A 15,824-nucleotide genomic window follows, 5' to 3' on the forward strand; every position below is an offset into this window, starting at 1 on the left:
TGACCGGTCGGGAACAAGGATGTCAATCCTGCACAATTATGCACGAAAATTCGATCAGCACGATGTCCACGCGATTCGGCAGGGAAGACTTTCCACCTCGATCAAACCTGGCTGCCCTTCGAATCGAGGCGTAAAGCCTTTTCTAGAAGCGTGACCTACGCAATGGCAGGGACCTCGTTGGGTTCTATTCCCGCTTCAGGTCCCGGGTCATCAACTTCTCGATGGCGGCATCAGGCCGCAATCCTTCGTAGAGGATGGCATGGACCTGATTGAGAATGGGGGCCTGCAGCTGACGTTCCCGGCAGAGCTGATGAAATGAAGCCGTCGTGCGGTAGCCTTCGACCACCGTCTTGCGGTGATCCATCAGCTGGCCGGAGTCGATCCGCGACCGATCTGAAAGCCGAAGTCCCGGTTGCGACTCCAGACGCCACAGCAGGTGGCGACGAGATCCCCGAATCCGCTCAACCCATAAAAAGTCTCAGTGATGGCGCCGAGGGCGGTGCCAACCCGGACCATCTCCGCCAATGCCCGCGTGAGCAGGGCCGCCCGTGCGTTGTCGCCCAGTTCCAACCCGTCGCAACAACCCGCGGCGATCGCGTAGACGTTCTTGAGGCAGGCCCCCAACTCGACTCCGATCGGGTCGTCACTGAGGTAGACCCGCAGTGCAGGTCCGCTCAAGGCCGCCTGGAGCGATGTCAGGTCAGGTAATCCCTCGGCTGCCGCCAGAACCATCGCGGTCGGCTTGCCCACGGCCACATCCTCGGCGCGGGTCGGTCCGCTCAAGGCGATCGGTGCCAATCCCGGCAATTCCTCCGCAATCACCTCCAGGGGCCGCCGGTGCGTATCCAGTTCAAGACCCTTGCTCAGGCTGACCGCCGCCCACAGTCGCGTGGAGCTCTCCCGCACCCCGGCAATCCTGCGGCACCACTCCCGAAGTCCGTGGGATGGCGAGGCCAGGACGACAACCTCGGCCTCCATCAGCGCGGGTTTGATCTCGCATCCGATCTGAAGACTCGGCGGCAGATCGACCCCGGGGAGATAATCCGCATTCTCATGCTCGCTCGCGATGCGGGTCGCCAGGTCAAGCCGCCGACCAACCAGGGTCACCGAGTGTCCCAGACGAACCAGATGCAGGGCAAAAGCGGTGCCCCAGGCCCCTGCGCCGATCACACAGAAATTCATGCGTGGAATCCTAACCCACCCCTATGGCGGATCGACACCAAAAATGGAGCGGACATCGGCCGCATAGGCGGCGAGAGCCTCCCGGGTCGCCTTGCCCAGATCGGCGTAGACCTTGGCAAAGGATGGAACCGGACCGGAGCCGAGCCCCAGCAGGTCGGTCACCACCCGGATCTGGCCGTCGCAACGGTCGCCGGAACCGATCCCGATCAGCGGAATCGAGAGCGCGTCGCGGATCGTTCCCGCTGTTTCCGGGTCAATCATTTCTCCAACGACGGCAAAAGCACCGGCCTCCTCGAGCGCCCGCGCATCCGCCAGCAACCGCTCCTTCTCATCAAGATTCTTTCCAAAGCGGCGGTAGCTGCCCAGATCATTGATCCGCTGCGGCAGCAGTCCGATATGCCCGAGGACCGGAATCCCCGCCGCCACCAGATTGGCGACCGAGCGGGCGATACCCAGTCCGCCCTCGAGCTTTACCGCGTCCACGCCGGTCTCCTGGATCAGGCGGCGGCAAGAGTCGAGGAGGTGATCCATGCTGTAGCGGGCCTCCGCGAAGGGAAGATCGGCCACCACGACGGCCTTGGGCTGAGCCCGGACGACGGCGGCCGAGTGGTGCACGATCATGTCGAGGGTGACCGGCACCGTGCTGGGGAAACCAAGCACGGCATTCCCGACCGAGTCCCCGACCAGAATCAGATCCACACCCGCCTCCGAGGCATGCCGGGCCCCGTTGGTGTCATAGGCAGTGATCGCCACAACCTGCTGCCGGCCCTTCATCCGACGGATCTGCTGCACCGTATTGCGTCCTGCCATGCCCTTCATCCATGCAGAAGATCCCCCCGATCGCAATTCAAGTCGAACCACCAATTGGATCAGGATTGCTAATCTGATGTTTCAACTCATCATGGTTCTCCTTATGACTCTCTTCTGTCGGGTCGGCAGATCAGACCGGTCAGGTCGAGAACCAACCAAACCAAAGCGCTCCTCCGGTCCGCTTCTTTCCTTTCTGGCAGTGTGGATCGGCACGGTCGCGATCCCCGCGACATTTGGCGTCATTCCGACCGAGATCATCATTCTGAAGAATTCGGTGGCCGAACAGATCCAACCCGACGCGGTGGAACCAGCTGCCGCCGCCTTCGCCATCGAGGTCACTCTGGATGATTCCGCCCCGCTCGGCCGGGCCACCTTCTCCAAGGGATCCATTTCCGAACAATTGACCCGGGACGATCCTTTCAATCTCTCGTTCCATGAGGAATTTGCGAGTTTCGCCGCCTTGGAATCAAAATTCACGGCCGGCACCTACAATCTGGTCTTCAGCGGCGGCGTCGAGGGAAGCTATCCCTTCACTTTGCAGTCCGGACAGGCGCCGTCGATGCCGCGGATCACCAATTTCACCTCCCTCCGATCAGTCACTCAGCCGGAGAATGTCCTCATTCAATGGTCCCGAAGCGGCGCGCAGACCGATGACATCCTCGTTCTGCTCGTCTTCGATGCGTCGGACAGCCTTGTCTATCAATCGCCGCTTCCCGATGAGCCGGGCGGCCTCGGCGCCTTCTCCACCCAGGTCCGGGCCACACTTCCGGCCGGCCAGTTATTGACCGGTATCCTGACCGTCCTTCGGATCGACGACATTCAATTCTACAACAGCCTGCAGACCGCCGTCGGCACCGGTCAATCGGCCATCCTCACATTTTCCATCGACACCCGGATCAACCCGAATGTGCCGCCGCAGATCCTGGATGGTCCGATTGACCAGAATCTCGAGGTGGGACAGTCGTTCATCCTGGGCGTAACGATCAATCAAGATGCCGGACAGCCGCTCTCCTACCAATGGTACCGTGGAGATGACCCGGTTCAGGATGGCGATGCCGACGATTCCACATTCACGGTCGGCCGATGTGGTTTCGCCGACGCCGGCGACTACAGGGTCCAGGTTTCGAACACCGCCGGCAGCGCGCTCAGCCCGTATGCCCGGGTCACCGTCAATCCCCGCCCCGCCCCCACCATCACGCAGCAACCGATGGACCTGCACCTCCTCGGAGATCAAACAGCCGTACTCGGGATCTTGCTGGATCGGACAGACGGGGTCAGCTATCAATGGCAGCGCGACGGTATTCCTATTGCGGGCGGCACACGCAGTTCGATTGATCTGACAAGCGACGGACTGCTCGGGCTTACCGGCGATTTCAACGTCGTGATCTCATGGGACGGGCAGTCGATCCTGAGCGACACCGCCCACCTGACCTCCGATCCCGATGCCATGAGTCCACCGGCGGTCGACGACCGCCTCACCAATCTCTCTCTGCGCGCACGGGTCGGGAGTGGGCCGACCGGGTTGATCGTCGGCTTCGTCCTCGGAGGTGACTTACCCAAGCGGATTCTCATGCGGGCAGTCGGTCCCGGTCTGGTGCCATTCGGCATCCACCCGGCCCTCCAGGATCCTGTTCTCGACCTGAGACAGAACGGAATCCGCCTGACTTCCAACAATGACTTCGCCCAGTACGAGGATCCCTCGGAAATCACCCGGGCCGGTGACCTGGTCGGCGCGTTTCCACTTCAATCCGGATCCAGGGATGCCGTCCTGCTCTCGACGGTCCGGCCGGGCATATACACCGCCAGGATCCGCAGCAACGACGATACCGCCGGCGTCGCGCTGGCTGAACTCTTCGAGGCGGACCGACTCGGTACAGTCCTCCAGAATCTCTCCGCTCGAGCCTACGTCGGTGCCGGTGCGGATGTCCTGATCCCGGGATTCGTTACGCAGGGCAGTCAATCACAGACGTTTCTCATCCGGGCCATCGGTCCCGGACTCGAGGCCTATGGCGTCCAGGGCTATCTCGCCGATCCCCGGATATCGCTCAGGAACGACCAACCCGATCCGCTGGCCGCAAACGACAATTGGCATGATGCACCCGATCCGGCCGGAATTGCGTCGGTTGCGCAAAGAGTCGGTGCCTTCGCCCTGGAGCCGGACAGCCTCGACGCCGCCCTTCTCGTCACCCTCGAACCCGGAGTCTATAGCGTGGTGGCCTCCGGAGTCGGAGGCACGACCGGGATCGCCCTGATCGAGGTCTACGCGGTGCCCGAGGACTGATCCGTTCAGATAACCGCGACCTCATTTGCGAGGATCTGATCCATCGACTGACGGCGGCGGATGACGACCGGTTCGCCCGATTCGCGGATGAGCACCTCGGGCGCTTCCGGGAAGGAATTGTAATTCTTGGTCGACATCGCGGCACAGTAGGCACCGGCCCCGTCGATCACCAGGAGGTCGCCGATCCGCGCCTCGGTCAGCGTGCGGGCTTCCAGAACCGAGGGATCCCCGTCCCGGGTCGTCAGGAGGTCGCCTGATTCACAGCAATGACCGACCGCGATATAGCTGCCCTGACCCCGCGGCCCGGAGCCCTCCGCGGGAACCACCGTCATCGGGTGCCGGGACCCGTAGAGCGAAGGCCGGGTCACCTCGGTCATCCCGGTATCGAGCTTGAGGAAGACGTATCCATCGGCCCCGGTCGTGGTCATGTCCTGGATCGTGGTCAGGACGGCACCGGCGTTGGCCGTCAGGAAGGTCCCCGGTTCGATCTCAAAATGCAGTCTCCGCCCGGTCTCGGACGCAAACGCCTCAAGCAGCTCGCGAACCGGCTGACCCACCTTCTGAAGATCGGTCGCCTTTTCGTCCGGCATCCGGGCCACCTTGAACCCCCCGCCGAGGTTGAGGACGGTCACCGACGGGAAGCGGCGGACCTGATCGAGAGTGAGGGAAGCGGCCCGGACCCAGACTTCCGGGTCGCTGCCGCTTCCGATGTGGGAATGGATCCGAACCACCTTCAACCGGTGCCGCCTGAGGATTTCATCGGCCTGGTCGAGCAATTCGAACCAGATGCCGAAGCTGGAGGCCGGGCCCCCGACGTTGGTCTTGGTTGTCCCCCCGGATCCGAGACCGGGATTGACCCGCAGACCGATCTCGGCCCCCGGGAAAGCCCGGCCATACCGGTCGATCTGGTCGAGCGAACAGGCATTGACCTTGAGCCCCTTCCGGACCCAGTCCTCGAATCCGCCACCGAGTTCCTGGGTGCTCAGGCTGATCTTCCCGGCAGCCACCCCGGCACGAACCGCCCGCTCCACCTCCCAGACCGAACTCGCGTCGACCTGCAGGCCTTCACGGGAGAAGAGGGCCATGATATTGCGGTTCGGGCAGGCTTTCATCGCATAGCGGACGGTCAGGCCAAAGGCATTGGGAAAAGCCAGGGTGCGGCGGGCCCGGTCGACCAGGGTCGCCTCGTCATAGACGTATGCCGGGGTTCCCACGAGGTCGCAAACCATCCGGGCAACGGCGGGTTCAAGGAAGCGGGCGGAGGGAATCGGACCGGTGGATGAGTGACCCATAGAGTCCGATGAGCGAATCCCCGGTAAATCCCTTGTCAATCCAAGCTTTTGGAGGTATCTTCGGCTTTACAGCGCTTTCTGTCTTGTCGATCCCTTCTTTGTCCGTATCCAGAACTCCGATTCCCCGCTTCAATGGTCCGCTACCTCGTCAACCGCTTCCGCCGCCCGACCGTCAAATCCGGTTCGCTGCTCTTTGCGGATATCTCGAGGACCCAGACCCGGAATGCCCAGTTCGTCAGTTTTCTATCCGAGAGCGGGTTTCGCAAGGTTGACCCGGGCAAGTACGAGCGGAGTCTTCGTCGTCGCCGGGTCGTCGCCCACGTTCTGCTCTGGTCGATACTGGCGGGGTTTGGCTGGGTCGTGATTGAGAGCGCTCAAGCCCTCTCATTGTTCTGATTGAACATCCTCCGCCCCTGCCGACTCCGAAAGCCGCCTTCAGAAGGCGGCTTTTGTGTTCTTGGGGCGGACAGCACGGCACCAAGGTCCCGCCCTGCAGTCAGTGGCCGTCGCGAGGCGTTGGGCAGACCACGAGGAAAACCGTCGGTTCAGCCCGCCGCGCCGACCACGGTCGAGGGCTTGGCCTTGAAGGTCTTCCGAACCGTGGCCGCCACGAAATCGCGGTTCAGTTTGCTGATGAAATCGTGGCTGATCAGCTTGGGACAAACCGCCGAACACTCGAATTGATTGGTGCAATTGCCGAAACCGGCCTCGTCCATCGCCGCCACCATGTTCAGCACCCGGGTATCCTTCTCCGCCTGGCCCTGCGGCAGCAGGTTGAGCTGGGATACCTTGGCCGACACGAAAAGCATGGCCGAGGCATTCTTGCAGGCCGCCACGCAGGCGCCGCAGCCGATGCAGGCAGCGGCGTCCATGGCCAGATCGGCGATCTCCTTGGAAATCGGAATGGCGTTGGCGTCCGGGGCGCTCCCGGTGCGGACTGAGATGTAGCCGCCGGCCTGCATGATCGTGTCGAAAGCCTTGCGATCCACGACAAGGTCCTTGACCACGGGAAAGGGATGGGCACGAAACGGCTCGACCGTGATGACGTCGCCGTCCCTGAAGCTGCGCATGTAGGTCTGGCAGGTCGCCACGCCCTGGTGGGGTCCGTGCGGCTTGCCGTCGATCACCAGCGAACAGGTGCCACAGATGCCTTCGCGACAATCGTGATCGAAAGCGATCGGTTCGTCACCGGAGTCCGTCAGGTTCTCGTTGACGACATCGAGCATTTCGAGAAACGACATGTTCTCGTTCAGATCGGGGGTCTGGTAGACCTTGAACTCGCCGCTCTGCCCCGAATTCTTCTGCCGCCATACTTTGAGCTTAACTTTCATCTCTCGAAAATCCTCTGTGCCTTATTTATAGGAACGGGTGGCCATCTTGACCTCTTCGTAAACGAGATCCTCCTTGTACACCTTGGGGGCGGCGCCTTCACCCTCATGGTGCCAGGCCGCGACATACCCGAATTCTTCATCGTTGCGGAGCGCCTCTCCTTCCTCGGTCTGGTGTTCCTCGCGGAAATGACCCCCACAGGATTCCTCGCGCTCGAGCGCATCCCGGCACATCAGCTCGCCCAACTCGATGAAGTCGGCGATCCGGCCGGCACGTTCGAGTGACTGGTTGAGTTCCGACCCGGTGCCAGGAACATTGATCTCTTTCCAGAACCGCTCCCGCAACTGCGGGATCTGCTTGAGCGCTTCCTCGAGGCCCGCCTTGTTGCGGGCCATCCCGCAATAATGCCACATGATCCTGCCGAGTTCCTTGTGGAAGGAATCGGCCGATTTGGAGCCCTTATTGCCGAGAAGGGTCTTCGTCCGATTGGAGACTGCTTCCTCGGCTGCCACGAATTCGGCGTGATCGGTCGTCGGTCGCGGTTTCCTGATCGAGGACAGGTAATTGCCGATCGTGTAGGGAATGACGAAATAGCCGTCCGCCAGCCCCTGCATGAGGGCGCTCGCCCCAAGACGATTGGCTCCATGATCGGAGAAATTGGCTTCACCGAGCACGAAAAGACCCGGCAGGTTGCTCATCAGGTTGTAGTCCACCCAGAGTCCGCCCATGGTGTAGTGAACGGCCGGGAAGATCCGCATGGGGACCTGATAGGCGTCCTCATCCGTGATCTCCTTGTAGATGTCGAAAAGGTTTCCGTACCGCTCCCGAATCGTGCCTTCGCCCAGGCGGTTGATCGCATCTGCGAAATCGAGATAGACACCGAGGCCGGTCTCACCCACCCCGCGACCTTCGTCACAGACCCGCTTGGCCGCCCGCGACGAGATATCACGCGGAGCCAGATTGCCAAAGGCCGGATACATCCGTTCGAGATAATAATCGCGCTCTTCCTCCGGGATCTCACCCGGTGCCCGCTTGTCCCCGACTTTCTTGGGAACCCAGATGCGACCGTCATTCCGCAGGGATTCCGACATCAGGGTCAGCTTGGACTGGTAATCGCCGGAAACCGGAATGCAGGTCGGGTGGATCTGGGTGTAGCAGGGATTGGCAAAACAGGCGCCCTTCTTGTAGGCCCGCCAGATCGCACTCGCATTCGAGCCCCGCGCGTAAGTCGAGAGATTGAAGACATTGCCGTAGCCCCCGGTTGCCAGAACGACGGCATCGGCCGCATGACGGGTCAACTTGCCGGTCTGCAGATTGCGGACGATGATGCCCTTGGCCTGACCGTCGATCACGACCAGGTCGAGCATCTCGGAGTGGGTGTGCATCTCAACCGCCCCAAGCCCGATCTGGCGTGACAGGGCGGAATACGCACCGAGGAGAAGCTGCTGACCGGTCTGGCCCCGGGCATAGAAGGTCCGGGACACCTGGGCACCGCCGAAGGAGCGGTTGGCGAGGAGCCCTCCGTATTCACGGGCAAAGGGCACCCCCTGGGCGACGCATTGATCGATGATCTTGACGCTGACCTGGGCAAGACGGTGAACATTGGCTTCCCGCGAACGGAAATCGCCACCCTTGATCGTGTCGTAGAAGAGCCGGTAGACACTGTCTCCGTCGTTCTGGTAGTTCTTAGCGGCATTGATGCCACCCTGGGCCGCGATGCTGTGGGCCCGGCGCGGGCTGTCATGGAAAACAAAGCATTTCACCTTGTAGCCCAACTCGGCCAGAGTCGCCGCGGCAGAACCGCCCGCCAGGCCGGCGCCCACCACAATGATCTCGTACTTGCGCTTGTTGTTCGGGCTGACCAACTTGCTCTCAATGATGTGGTGGTCCCACTTCTGATCGAGGGGACCGGATGGAATCTTGGAATCTAGGTTCATCGATGCTCCTGTCGGTTGGTCGCTCAAAGTGGGAGTCTGTCACTCAGGACAAACATGCAATACAGGGGGATGGCGGCATTCCCCAGGAAGTAGGCCCAGGCGAAGAGCACGGAAAGCTTGTCGAGGAATCCGCCCCACGACTGGGTCTTCAAGCCGAGGGACTGAAAGAGACTGCTCAGCCCATGGCTCAGATGCATGCTGAGCAGGCCGATCGAGAGGATGTAAAACGCGGAAACGACGGGATTGGCAAACGCCACCACCATCATCTTCCAGACATCCCGCACCTCGGTGCCATCGGCCAACAAAGTCGTCCACCCGTTGTATTCGGGATGAGTCACCCGCAGAGTGAAATGAGCCAGATGGAAAAGCAGGAAACCCAGGACGATGAACCCGCTCCACCGCATCGTCCGCGACGCGTAACTGGCCTGGATGGTGTGATTGACCGCATAATTGTCCGGCCGCGCCTTTCGATTCTCAATGGTCAGCACCACGGCCGACCAGACGTGGAGCACGACCATGAGCAGGAGAAAGCCACGGACGGCCCAGAGCGCGCCTCCCAGACCCTGAAGAAAATGGGCATAATGATTGATCGCCTCCGGCGGCCCGAAGATCTGCAGGTTGCCGACCAGGTGGCCGATGACGAACCCGATCAGAACGACCCCCGAGACGGCCATGATCACCTTCTTACCGATCGAGGTTCCAAAGAGTGCGTTGAGCAAATTCATCGACAGTTCAAATGGATTGGAATCTCCGGCCGGCTCCTGGGGAGCGAGGCGCTCCCGGTCTGCCTGACACGGCTCCGCCGAGGACATAAGATTCCTTTGCCACGGTCAATGCATTATCTCGCCTTATAAGCGGATCTAACCCACTTCAGAAGAAGAGGTTTCCCACAGACTTTCTCCCCTCGCCACGGCCACTCCCGACCGGCCCGCCCCTCAGTTCCGCGCGGCCGCTTTCAGCAGGGTGAACTTCCCGCTCGCGGCGGGCCGAATCAGTCGACGCCGGTAGACATTCACCCGGACGTCCCCGCCAAGCGCAGAGACCAGGAGGCTCTCAAGATTCTCCGGAGCAGGGTGTTCCGACACGAACTCGAAATTCCAACGCTGTTCGGAGACCTGGGTCAGGCAATAGTGCCAGCACTCGAATTCCGTCGGAATGACCGCGTCGATCGCCGAAACCGTCACCAATCGACCACCATTGGCAAAGACCAGGTCGCGCTCCCGCCCCAACAAACGGTATCCGTGCGGAAGACTTTCCACCACATCACCCGTTCGGTAACGCAGCAACGGCATGGCTTCCCGACCGCGGGTGGTTGCGATGACCGTATAGACACCGGGCAGATCCTCCCGAAACGGTTCCAGTTCGATGAACGCATTGGCATCAATCGCCTGGGAATTGTCCTGGAAGGCGTCTCCGATAAAGAGGTAGCCCGCCTCGGTCGAACCGTAGAGGTCGATCTGGGGAACAGGAAAGGCCCGGGAGATCCGACGCCCATGCACCTGACTGGCTTTGCCATAGGTCAGGATGACAGCCTTGAGGCTTGGAAGAGAGACCTTCCGGTGGATCATGGCGCGGGCCAGGAGGGACAGATAAACCGGCTCGCCCTCCAGCAGGTCGGGTTTGACCGCCACCAGTTCGATGGCGATCCGATCCCATTCGGCCTCACTGAAACAGAAGGGATCACTCGAAAGATTCAGATAGACCGTCCCATCGACATAACGATTGGGAAAAGGAAAATCCTCGTAGGGACAGAGGTTGCTGGAGCAATTGACCGGAGCCAGGACCGCCTTGCGAACCGTCCCGGTGGCGAACGACCTGAGCAGGGGGTGTGCCTCATAGGCGCGGCGGGTCTGGGCATCCCACCAACCGCGCTCCATGATCACCGTCATCGGCGCGGCCGTCGTTCCGGAGGTCGTCTCCGACTCGAGCGCGCGGGTCCGGACCGCCTGCTCAACCTCCCCGCAATCCTGGAAAAAGGCGCAATGCCCGTCCTCCACGATGTCCTGTTTGGTCAGTAGAGGAATCTCCTGAAAACAGGACCACCGAAGTCGGTCCGGGTGAATGGGGAAACGTCGCCCGTAGTAAGGACTGCGCCGGTAAATCGTCCGGACCTCGGCCTCCAGAACTCCGGGTATGGCGGCATCCGCCGATCCGTCAAAATCCAGCCCGGCATTCGCAAATCGTTTTTTCAAGGAGGTTTCCACGCTCAACCCATCACCAAACGAAGACCCGGTCACATGTCAAACGACCGGGCCCTTCACCTTCCGGAACGGTTCATAAAGAAGCAGGGCATTCAACGTCAACGCGTGGGTGATCCGGCCCGCCCACGCCATCGCGTAGACTTCATCCACCGTCGGCAGATGCACCTTCAATTCTTCATTCTCATCCCAATCGGTCTCCACCAGCCTCTCGGCATCCTCAATCAAGACAATATGACAGGTATTGGATTGGATGGCCGGATTGGGATGCACCGAACCCAGGAGGCGGGATCGCCGACCCACGTATCCGGTCTCCTCGCTCAATTCCCGCTGGGCCGCCGTCAGAGGATCCTCCCCCAGGTCCATAACCCCACCCGTCACTTCAAGGGACAACGACTCCGTTCCATACCGGAATTGCTCCACCATGACCATCCGGCCATCGGACGTCACGGCCACGGTATTGACCCAGTTCGACGTATCCAGCACGTAGAAATCGGCTTCGCTTCCCCGCTTCGGATGACGGCACCGCTTGCGAATGACCGAAAAGATCCGGCAGGAGGTCTCCTCCGTGCGGGAAAGCGTTTCCCAAGCCGCCGGGTGAGCGCCTTCCCCCCTGCGGACAGCATCGCCCATGGGATCAACCATGTCCGGATCCGCTTCCTTGGAAGTCCCGTGGGAGATCAATCAGGAATCCGATGGAATCACGATCTTCTGGCCAATCTTCAGACGCCTGGGGTCCACCCCGGGATTGGCCTGCTCGATAGCCTGGACGGGGACCCCGAACTGACCCGACAACCGGGCAAAGGTATCACCGGCCTTGATCGTGTAAGTGTTGTTCGGACCCAAGGCCGTGGCGGGAGCCGCGGCCGCGGACGAAGCGGACCCACTCGGGCCGGACGCGGCCGGGCTCGCGGAGGCAGAACTCGATGCAGCCGATTCCGGCGGGCCGGAGGAACCGCGCCCATGGATACTGGCGATTCGATCCGAGGCTTCCTTTGCATCAATCGTCGCCCGGTTCACACTGGTTCGCAGGGTGGCCAGTTCCTTGCTCACATTGTCAAAGGCCCGTTGGGTATCCGAGCTGATCGTAGCCAGACGGCTGACCGCCTTTTCCGAGTCGGATGCCGCCTTGCGGGCGGACGTCTCGATCGTATCCAGACGGGCTGCCAGACTGCCCACGTCGCCCATCTCGCTCTTCAGGGCCGAAAGGCTGCGCAAAGCGATGATACCGAGAATCAGGCTGATCACCGCCAGGAGACAGGCGGCAATGACCAGGTACGAACCATTCTTCGAGGGAGTATCCATAACCGAATATCATTGTTTCCGTTGGTCCTACGAAAGCAAGCACAAGTGCAAGCACCTGCGAGACTTCCGCAAGACGGGGTCGGGCTGGCGCCGAATCCGGGACATCGGGCAACGATTCCGATCGTTCTCCGGATCGGAACGGAACTTCCTTCTTCTCAATACCAGGGAGGAGACTCATGATCCCGCCCCAGGTGACTCCACGCGAACGCTTCCATGCCGTGATGGCTTTCCAGCCGGTCGACCGATTGCCCCTCCTCGAGTGGGCCGGTTGGTGGACGGAGACCATCGATCGTTGGCACGGCGAGGGTCTGGACCCCGCCCTGACCGACCGCTACGCCATCCTCGAGCATTTCGGGCTCGAATGCTACAAGCAGGGATGGTTCCGGGCGGTGCATCCGGATGGGCCCAAACCTCCTTCCCACGGCGCCGGGCTGCTGACCGGCGAGGGTTCGTTCACCGCGAAATACGACGCCCTTCAAACCCATCTCTTCCGGATCGAAGACCGGTGGCCGATCGACCCAGCGCTCTGGACCAGGTGGGCGGCGGAACAAGAAAAGGGCGATTCGGTCCTTTGGTTCACCGTCGACGGATTCTTCTGGCTGCCCCGAACCTTCTTCGGAATCGAGGATCATTTCTACGCCTTCTACGACGAACCCGAACTGATGCACCGGATGAACCGGGAGAACGCCGAATGGATGCTCCGGACAATCGACCGCCTCTGCGAAACCGTCACTCCGGACTTCATGACCTTCGCCGAAGACATGAGTTACAACAACGGTCCGATGCTCTCGGAGGAACTCTTCGATGAGTTCATGCTGCCCTACTACCGGATCGTCGTCCCCGCCCTGAAGGAACGGGGCATCATCCCGGTCGTCGATTCGGATGGAGACATCACCCGGGCAATCCCCTGGTTCGAAAGAGCCGGCATCGATGCCATTCTTCCACTCGAACGGCAGGCGGGGGTTGATCTCGCCACCATCCGACGGAATCACCCCCGATTCCGCTGCATCGGCCATTTCGACAAGATGGTCATGACCAAGGGCGAAGCGGCCATCCGACATGAGTTCGAACGCCTTCTGCCCGTGGCCCGTCAGGGCGGTTTCATCATCAGCTGCGATCACCAGACCCCTCCGGGTGTCTCACTCGCCGACTATCGACTCTATCTGCGACTTTTCGCCGAATACGCTGAAATGGTCGCCCCATGACCCCAGCCCGACGCAATCCGTCCCGACGGACAACAATCCTTGCTTATTGCGGTGCGTTCTTCTGCCTGGGCATCGCGTTTGCGGTTCTCGGCCCCACCCTGCCTCAGCTGGCTGAGCAGGTCGCCGTGTCCATCGGTTCCGTCAGTATCCTCTTCGTCGGGAACTCCCTGGGCTACCTGATCGGATCCTTCCTGGCGGGGCCAGTCTTCGATCGGTACCGAGGCCACCCGGTGCTGGCTGTCAACCTCGGTGTCCTCTCCGGACTGCTCATCCTCGTTCCCTTCGTTCCGAGTCTTGGCCTGCTGGTGACACTGTTCTTCGTGCTCGGCACGATGAAAGGTGCCATTGATGTCGGCGGCAACACCCTCCTGCTCTGGTTCTTCCCGGAAGCCGCCCACACCGCCATGAACGCCCTGCATGCTCTGTTCGCGGTCGGGGCCGTGGCCACCCCGTTGGTGGTGGGCCTCACGCTTTCCACCTTTGGGGGAATCGACCGCGCCTACACCCTCCTCGGAACGACCATCCTTCCTTTCGCGATCCTTTTTCTCCTCCTTCCCAGCCCGGTGGCTCCAAACACCTCCGTCAAACCGGTCGAGGGATCGAATGCGCGGGGGGACCTTATCCTTATCTGCATCTTTTTCTTTGTCTACTGCGGCATCGAGGTGGGATTTGGCGGCTGGATCACCACCTATGCGCTCAAGGCAGGATTCGAGAGCGCCTCGGGCGGTGCCTTTCTCGCATCCACCTATTGGGCGACCTTCACCGTCGGTCGGTTCGGCTCAGTCCTCGTCGCCCGATCCATGCCACCGATGCGAACCATCGCCATCGCCCTGACCCTCGCCAGTGTCAGCCTCGCTGCCATGCTGGCCTTCTCGGGCTCCCGTGAGGTCCTCTGGGCAGGGTCGGCGCTGCTCGGGCTCGCCGTGGCCCCGATCTTCCCCCAACTCCTCCTGGTCGCCGATGCCCGCCTCCACCTGCGCGGATCCACCACCCGCTGGTTTTTCGTGGGCGGCAGCATGGGATCAATCGCCATCCCCTGGACCCTCGGCCAGGGTTTCGAGCAGATCGGACCTTCGGTTCTCATGCCTGCCCTGGCGGGTATTCTGGCGGCCAATATCCTCTGTTTCCTCTTGCTCTCGGGCCGGTTGAAGAAGCCGGGGAAATCAAGTTGATCGGCCGGGCGAACCTGGCCGAGAGACCGGGAACGTCCGGCAGCATGTGAAGGAACCCATGGGAACACTCCCTAGAGCCCCAGCTTGTCCATCAGACCCTTGGTCGCCTTCTGCCTGGCCTGTTCCATCACCTGCTGCTGGGCACCCTTGAGCACCTGCTGAATCAACGGATCCAGGAGTTGCTGCGCGGCCTCCGTCGCCGTGACGCCCCCACCCTTTGTTCCGATATCTTTCAGCACCACGTCCGGAATCTTCGCGTTCAGGTCCTGACCGAGTTGCTCCGTGATCAATCGGGTCTGTGCGTTGGTGAAACGGAATTCCCTGATGACCAACTTCGGCCCTTCAGCCCCCGCCTCGCCTTCCGCCGGAGGCGTTCCGCCGCTCTCCGGGCCCATTTCGATATTCTTCAGCAGTTCCTGAAGATTGGTCCTTCCCCCTTTTTCTTCAAAGACGACCCGTGCCCCATCGATCACCACCAGGTTGACCACGACGACGTCCGACCGGATTGTCGATAGATCCAGATCCAGACTGACCTTGTCCAGTTCGAAGGCGTTTTCAGTCGCGAATCCCTCCGGATTGGCGATGACCAGACCGTTCAGACCGCCGGCCGCCGACTTCAATGAGATATCCACGGATGCCAGCGTGACCTCCGTGCCCAGCGTCTGCGTCCCCACCTTTTCAACCGCCACTTTGACGATCTTGTCGAGATTCGCCACCACCAGCGCGAAGACGATTCCAACCAAGACGACCACCGCGACCAGACTGATCAGTAGAATCTTTATTGCTTTGCTCATGATGAAAATCAGGGGTTCTCTGACATCGGGCCGCCGGCCGGAAATCCGGACCGGTCCCACGATTCCCCATTTCAATGGAAACCGGCACGTTTGGCGAACGAAAACCGGACACACCCGATCCGATCACCGCTTGGAATGGCGCCTAGTTAGGGGTGCTTGTCGTTGTTTTGTCTCGGACAACCGTTGCGGCTGGCCGGGGACGTCCAGCCCTGCCACGGATGCTCTGATTTCAGTTGGTCGGGCGAGGGCCTCCGGACCCGCCGTCGAAGAGCAGTCAACACCTCGTTGGCTGATCCGACTCTTTCGCCAACCAAGCGCC

At 61.2% G+C, this 15,824-nt stretch carries 15 protein-coding genes; 4 read left to right on the top strand and 11 right to left on the bottom strand.

Annotation, left to right across the window (positions count from 1 at the left end):
- Positions 1-184 precede the first annotated feature (184 nt).
- From R3F07_20065 to panB, 3 genes are read right to left on the bottom strand one after another with little or no spacing between them, the layout of a single operon-like run.
- Positions 185-364: a hypothetical protein gene (locus R3F07_20065; GenBank protein MEZ5278688.1), complete on the bottom strand. Its 180-nt coding sequence runs from the start codon at positions 362-364 to the stop codon at positions 185-187.
- Complete coding sequence (locus tag R3F07_20070) at positions 364-1,182, bottom strand: NAD(P)H-dependent glycerol-3-phosphate dehydrogenase (GenBank protein ID MEZ5278689.1); 819 nt, start codon at positions 1,180-1,182, stop codon at positions 364-366. Before R3F07_20070 ends, R3F07_20065 begins: the two co-directional genes overlap by 1 nt.
- A 21-nt stretch (positions 1,183-1,203) precedes the next feature.
- Positions 1,204-2,001, bottom strand: coding sequence for a 3-methyl-2-oxobutanoate hydroxymethyltransferase (gene panB / locus R3F07_20075; protein MEZ5278690.1), 798 nt, complete (start codon positions 1,999-2,001; stop codon positions 1,204-1,206).
- Between the two features lie 67 nt (positions 2,002-2,068).
- On the opposite strand from panB, the gene R3F07_20080 reads away from it, so the two are divergent.
- Complete coding sequence (locus R3F07_20080) at positions 2,069-4,273, top strand: hypothetical protein (GenBank protein ID MEZ5278691.1); 2,205 nt, start codon at positions 2,069-2,071, stop codon at positions 4,271-4,273.
- A 5-nt stretch (positions 4,274-4,278) separates the two neighbouring features.
- On the opposite strand, the gene R3F07_20085 is transcribed toward R3F07_20080, so the two are convergent.
- Positions 4,279-5,565, bottom strand: a complete 1,287-nt coding sequence (locus tag R3F07_20085; protein ID MEZ5278692.1) for a diaminopimelate decarboxylase — start codon at positions 5,563-5,565, stop codon at positions 4,279-4,281.
- A gap of 132 nt (positions 5,566-5,697) precedes the next feature.
- Here R3F07_20085 and R3F07_20090 point away from each other — a divergent pair, with 132 nt between their 5' ends.
- On the top strand, positions 5,698-5,961 hold the full coding sequence (locus R3F07_20090) for a hypothetical protein (protein ID MEZ5278693.1): 264 nt from the start codon (positions 5,698-5,700) through the stop codon (positions 5,959-5,961).
- Positions 5,962-6,110: 149 nt separating this feature from the next.
- Here the strand turns inward: R3F07_20090 and R3F07_20095 are convergent, their stop codons facing one another.
- The 6 genes from R3F07_20095 to R3F07_20120 form a co-directional block, all read right to left on the bottom strand.
- The gene (locus tag R3F07_20095; protein ID MEZ5278694.1) at positions 6,111-6,896 is read right to left on the bottom strand and encodes a succinate dehydrogenase/fumarate reductase iron-sulfur subunit; all 786 of its coding nucleotides are present in this window, start codon (positions 6,894-6,896) and stop codon (positions 6,111-6,113) included.
- 21 nt (positions 6,897-6,917) lie between these two features.
- Positions 6,918-8,831 (bottom strand): fumarate reductase/succinate dehydrogenase flavoprotein subunit, encoded by a 1,914-nt coding sequence (locus tag R3F07_20100; protein ID MEZ5278695.1) that lies wholly within the window; start codon positions 8,829-8,831, stop codon positions 6,918-6,920.
- A gap of 23 nt (positions 8,832-8,854) precedes the next feature.
- Positions 8,855-9,556 (bottom strand): succinate dehydrogenase cytochrome b subunit, encoded by a 702-nt coding sequence (locus R3F07_20105; GenBank protein MEZ5278696.1) that lies wholly within the window; start codon positions 9,554-9,556, stop codon positions 8,855-8,857.
- 210 nt (positions 9,557-9,766) lie between these two features.
- On the bottom strand, positions 9,767-11,023 hold the full coding sequence (locus R3F07_20110; protein ID MEZ5278697.1) for a CoF synthetase: 1,257 nt from the start codon (positions 11,021-11,023) through the stop codon (positions 9,767-9,769).
- 48 nt (positions 11,024-11,071) lie between these two features.
- Positions 11,072-11,713 (bottom strand): NUDIX hydrolase, encoded by a 642-nt coding sequence (locus R3F07_20115; GenBank protein ID MEZ5278698.1) that lies wholly within the window; start codon positions 11,711-11,713, stop codon positions 11,072-11,074.
- Positions 11,714-12,334, bottom strand: a complete 621-nt coding sequence (locus R3F07_20120) for a LysM domain-containing protein (protein ID MEZ5278699.1) — start codon at positions 12,332-12,334, stop codon at positions 11,714-11,716.
- Between the two features lie 176 nt (positions 12,335-12,510).
- Here R3F07_20120 and R3F07_20125 point away from each other — a divergent pair, with 176 nt between their 5' ends.
- Both R3F07_20125 and R3F07_20130 read left to right on the top strand, forming a co-directional pair.
- Positions 12,511-13,539 carry a uroporphyrinogen decarboxylase family protein gene (locus R3F07_20125; protein ID MEZ5278700.1) on the top strand — a complete coding sequence of 343 codons (1,029 nt, stop codon included), beginning with the start codon at positions 12,511-12,513 and terminating at the stop codon, positions 13,537-13,539.
- The gene (locus R3F07_20130; protein MEZ5278701.1) at positions 13,536-14,711 is read left to right on the top strand and encodes an MFS transporter; all 1,176 of its coding nucleotides are present in this window, start codon (positions 13,536-13,538) and stop codon (positions 14,709-14,711) included. The genes R3F07_20125 and R3F07_20130 overlap by 4 nt, the downstream gene beginning before the upstream one ends.
- 71 nt (positions 14,712-14,782) lie before the next feature.
- Here the strand turns inward: R3F07_20130 and R3F07_20135 are convergent, their stop codons facing one another.
- Positions 14,783-15,505, bottom strand: coding sequence for an AsmA family protein (locus R3F07_20135; GenBank protein MEZ5278702.1), 723 nt, complete (start codon positions 15,503-15,505; stop codon positions 14,783-14,785).
- Between the last annotated feature and the right edge of the window lie 319 nt (positions 15,506-15,824).

This window comes from Opitutaceae bacterium, assembly GCA_041395105.1.
GTDB lineage: Bacteria > Verrucomicrobiota > Verrucomicrobiia > Opitutales > Opitutaceae > B12-G4.

Coding starts and splice junctions, on each gene's coding strand:
- R3F07_20065 (MEZ5278688.1), bottom strand. CDS start 364: ATGGATCACCGCAAGACGGTGGTCGAAGGCTACCGCACGACGGCTTCA.
- R3F07_20070 (MEZ5278689.1), bottom strand. CDS start 1,182: ATGAATTTCTGTGTGATCGGCGCAGGGGCCTGGGGCACCGCTTTTGCC.
- panB (MEZ5278690.1), bottom strand. CDS start 2,001: ATGAAGGGCATGGCAGGACGCAATACGGTGCAGCAGATCCGTCGGATG.
- R3F07_20080 (MEZ5278691.1), top strand. CDS start 2,069: ATGTTTCAACTCATCATGGTTCTCCTTATGACTCTCTTCTGTCGGGTC.
- R3F07_20085 (MEZ5278692.1), bottom strand. CDS start 5,565: ATGGGTCACTCATCCACCGGTCCGATTCCCTCCGCCCGCTTCCTTGAA.
- R3F07_20090 (MEZ5278693.1), top strand. CDS start 5,698: ATGGTCCGCTACCTCGTCAACCGCTTCCGCCGCCCGACCGTCAAATCC.
- R3F07_20095 (MEZ5278694.1), bottom strand. CDS start 6,896: ATGAAAGTTAAGCTCAAAGTATGGCGGCAGAAGAATTCGGGGCAGAGC.
- R3F07_20100 (MEZ5278695.1), bottom strand. CDS start 8,831: ATGAACCTAGATTCCAAGATTCCATCCGGTCCCCTCGATCAGAAGTGG.
- R3F07_20105 (MEZ5278696.1), bottom strand. CDS start 9,556: ATGAATTTGCTCAACGCACTCTTTGGAACCTCGATCGGTAAGAAGGTG.
- R3F07_20120 (MEZ5278699.1), bottom strand. CDS start 12,334: ATGGATACTCCCTCGAAGAATGGTTCGTACCTGGTCATTGCCGCCTGT.
- R3F07_20125 (MEZ5278700.1), top strand. CDS start 12,511: ATGATCCCGCCCCAGGTGACTCCACGCGAACGCTTCCATGCCGTGATG.
- R3F07_20130 (MEZ5278701.1), top strand. CDS start 13,536: ATGACCCCAGCCCGACGCAATCCGTCCCGACGGACAACAATCCTTGCT.
- R3F07_20135 (MEZ5278702.1), bottom strand. CDS start 15,505: ATGAGCAAAGCAATAAAGATTCTACTGATCAGTCTGGTCGCGGTGGTC.